This window comes from Priestia aryabhattai B8W22 (assembly GCF_000956595.1).
GTDB lineage: Bacteria > Bacillota > Bacilli > Bacillales > Bacillaceae_H > Priestia > Priestia aryabhattai.
The window spans coordinates 1-3826 of the sequence record NZ_JYOO01000064.1; the positions used below are offsets into that span (position 1 = coordinate 1).

The 3826-nt window shown below is 35.5% G+C and carries 4 protein-coding genes; 3 read left to right on the plus strand and 1 reads right to left on the minus strand.

Annotated features, from left to right (window positions below):
* Nucleotides 1-514: 514 nt before the first annotated feature.
* Entirely contained in the window at nt 515-1279 is a 765-nt protein-coding gene (gene pdaB / locus N178_RS25365) for a polysaccharide deacetylase family sporulation protein PdaB (protein ID WP_045295633.1), read from the plus strand.
* A gap of 44 nt (nt 1280-1323) precedes the next feature.
* Here pdaB and N178_RS25370 read toward each other — a convergent pair whose 3' ends face one another.
* On the minus strand, nt 1324-1944 hold the full coding sequence (locus N178_RS25370; RefSeq protein WP_045295634.1) for a KinB-signaling pathway activation protein: 621 nt from the start codon (nt 1942-1944) through the stop codon (nt 1324-1326).
* 145 nt (nt 1945-2089) lie between these two features.
* Between N178_RS25370 and gerD the strand changes: the two genes are divergently transcribed.
* Together gerD and N178_RS25380 are read left to right on the plus strand one after the other, a co-directional pair.
* Nucleotides 2090-2719: a spore germination lipoprotein GerD gene (gerD, locus tag N178_RS25375; protein ID WP_033580786.1), complete on the plus strand. Its 630-nt coding sequence runs from the start codon at nt 2090-2092 to the stop codon at nt 2717-2719.
* Between the two features lie 187 nt (nt 2720-2906).
* Nucleotides 2907-3815 carry a LysR family transcriptional regulator gene (locus tag N178_RS25380; RefSeq protein WP_045295635.1) on the plus strand — a complete coding sequence of 303 codons (909 nt, stop codon included), beginning with the start codon at nt 2907-2909 and terminating at the stop codon, nt 3813-3815.
* The last annotated feature ends 11 nt before the right edge of the window (nt 3816-3826 follow it).

Below are 3826 nucleotides of genomic sequence, written 5' to 3' on the forward strand. Positions count from 1 at the left end.
CCGCCGCTCTTGAGCGACTTTTTTATATTAACAAGTTGCCTTTCATTTGTCAACAACTTTTTAATATTTTATTTCTGATGAATTGCGATTGCTTTCCAATCACTCATCAGCGACATTTAATAATTTAACATCTGTATTATATAAAGTCAATACTTTTTGGAAAGTTTTTTTCGTTTTATTAAAAAACCTTGTTTACTTCCCTGCTTTCACTGAACCTTAGCAAGATCTTTGAAAGGATTTGATACTTCTCTTGAATGTTTCGTTCAAGAACTACCTGATTCAAACTTTGTTGAAAAACAACGTTTGTTCTCTTCATTTCTTCTCTGAGTAGTGCTTCTAACTCTAAACACTCCACCTGATTAAATAAACAAATTTTCATTGATTCACCTGCTTTTTGCGACATTGATTCTCAAACATCAAAATAAAATCAGTCGTTCTTTTCCTTACCTGTTATTAATTGTAGACAAAACGCATACAAATTAGACAAGTACTACTTATTAAATGAGGTGACAAAATGAATATGTTTTATACTATTCGAGCTAAAAGAATCAAACAAACAATGCTTATCGTAGTTGCTGCTTTTTTTACAAGCTTTTTTCTTTATGCTCAGCAGACGTTTCACTTCCCTGTGTTTTCAACAGATAATGGTCCACGAGCTGTTTATAAGGCGGATGATAAAAATCCCGAAGTCGCTCTTACATTTAACATCAGCTGGGGAGACGAAAGAGCTATTCCTATTCTAAATGAACTGAAAAAACAGCATATTGAACATGCTACTTTCTTTTTATCTGCTTCATGGGCTGAACGTCACCCAGATGTTGTAGAGCGCATTAAGAAAGAAGGTCACGAAATTGGCACAATGGGCTATGACTATACTTCTTATACAAGCCTAAAACCTAATGAGATTAGACAGGATCTTGCAAAATCAAAGAAAGTATTTGATTCTCTAGGCCTTAAAGATGTTCACCTTCTTCGTCCTCCTAACGGGCAATTTAATAAAGACATCTTAAAGTTAACAGCAGATATAGGATATACTACTGTTCACTGGAGCATTGACTCTAAAGACTGGACAAATCCAGGGGTTAAAAAGATTGTATCGAATGTTACAAAGCCTTTAGACGGGGGAGATATTATATTGCTGCACGCGTCTGACTCCGCTCAACAAACAGCAAAGGCTATTCCATATATCAAGAATTCATTACAAAATAAAAAAGTCTCAAACGTAAGTGTTTCAACATTAATTTCAAATTCAAAAACCCAGGTAAAAGATATCCGCTAAGATCTATACCCACTGTATATGGAAAGCAAAAGCAGACAAATATGCTATTTGTCTGCTTTTGCTATTCTTGCATGCGTAAGAAGTTTCGGCAAAATAAGAAGTTGATACATATTACAAATTAGAAGTGGAAACAACATAAGGTAAAGCCAGCTTTCTTCGTTCGTTCGCAGCGCTGGGAACCATTCAATTGTCGTTACAACAATCATAAAAAACAGCGCTGGTACAAAAGCCTCTTTATTCGTCTGCTTTTTCTTTGCATACGCCACTAACAACCCCACTGCTAACAAGAAAACGCTTAACAAAATATACTTACCTATGCCTTCTCCCGTTTGTTGGAAGAACTTATATCGAAAATAAGCAACGTCAAATAATACAAATAAAACAAATACAATTTGAACCGATTTCCAAAGAGATGCAGATTTAAAAATTCCCAACCCAAATCTGTGAATAGTTAAATATGCAAAAAAACCCATTTGGCTAATTAAACTAAAAATAAACCCTACTCCTACGAGCCATGTTAAAACAGCAACAATTTCTCCTATCTTTCCTTGTTGAAATAAGTGACCGTATTCCCCCCAGCGCACCGCAAACCCAACAACAGCTGTACTTATACCCCCAACAGCTAACGTGGTTAGAAATAGACGAACCCAATTTCGACTATTCACTTCCATCTCCCCCATAAGTTACAAAATTGTACCTTTTCATAAATTGTACCAATCACGTTTTGAAAAATCTAGAGCTCTTTTATGAATAAAAAACCTTGTTTATCTCATATTAAGCGTAAGCATATTAGGAAAGGAGCTCATTACTATGAAAAAGCGACTCATGCTCCTCATTTATATAGGAATGTGTATGCTTTTAGCTACAGCCTGTGCACCGCAAGATGAAGAGAACAATGGTATGGATTATGATCAAACAAAGAAAATGGTTGTTGATATTTTAAAAACAGATGAAGGAAAAAAAGCAGTCGAGGCAATTATGAAAGACCCTTCTGTTAGACAAGATATTTTAATGGATCAAAACGCGATAAAAGATACAATTTCTCAAACCCTCGTATCAGATAAAGGCGTGGAATTTTGGAAAAAAGCCATGGATGATCCGAAGTTTGCTGAAAGCTTTGCTAAAAGTTTGGAAAAAGAAAATAAGACGGTCATCAAACAACTAATGAAAGATCCTGAATATCAAGGAATGCTTCAAGATGTTTTAAAGGATCCGGCTATGGAAAAAGAAGTACTGACTGTTTTAAAGAGTAAAGAATATCGCACTTATTTACAAAAGATTATGACCGAAACGTTTGATAGCCCTCTTTATCAATCTAAAATTCAAGACATTCTTTTGAAAGCCGCTGAAGAAACACAAGGTGGACAAAAACAAAGCAGCGACGATGGTGGTTCTTCTTCCGCTGGATCTGACTCAGGCGGAGAACAGCAACAACAGTGATTAAATACGCATCTCATATGAGATGCGTATTTAATTATGTCATTTATTTTTATTAAAAAACCTAAATGACTTCTTTATATTTCTTAATACTTAGTATTTTTATTGGAATTGTAAACTTTAATTCTTAGCTTTATGGTAAAATATTAGAAATTAACACAATCGTTTTATAGCAAAAGGAGGGAATTCGATGGAATTTCGCGTTATTAAAACGTTTCAAACCATTGTTCGTTTAGGAAGCTTTCAATTAGCCGCTGAATATTTAAAGTACTCTCAGCCTACTATTACATTGCACATTCAAAAGTTAGAATCCGAACTAGGATTTAAGCTTTTAGAACGTGGAAAAAGCATTAAACTTACTGAAGCAGGTAAAATCTTTTACGAGCGGGCAAATATCTTACTAAAGGAATATGAATACCTAAATAACACCTTAAAGGATTATTCAACAGGCGAAGCTGGCACTATCCGTATAGGTGCTGCAGAGCCTACAGCAAGCAGTCGACTGCCTTCCATTCTCTCATTATTTAAAAAAAGATATCCCAACACAGAAATTAGCTTACTCGTTGCAGACGAAAAGCACCTTCATCAACATATACGCAATCAAGAAATTGATTTCGCGATTGGCACTGTCTCAGAATCGTTCAGAGATATAGAATTTGAGGCATTGCTAACGGAAAAACTTGTGCTGCTACTACCATTCAATCATGCTCTAACAAAAAGAAAAACAATCTTTGCAAAAGATTTAATACACGAAACGCTGATTACAGCTGGGCAATCTTCCGTTCAAAAGAAAATTGAGCAGCTAATCTTTGAACGAACAGGACAGCTGCCTGCTAAAGTCCAGTTAGGCACTATTAGCACACTTCAGCATTTTGTAAAAGAAAACTTAGGAATAGCCGTTGTTCCACAAATAAGCGCAACTCTTCCGCCAGATCAAGTGGTGGTTAAAACGATTCATGACTTACATGAGGGCCCTGCAATCGGCATTTTAAAGCACCAGTCTCACACCGTAAGTACAGCTGGAAAAACATTTTTAGCTCTCTTAAAGCAAAACCTTGCATTTGATTTTAAAAAGGCGCAGATTGAACTCTCTGTATAACAACAAAAAAG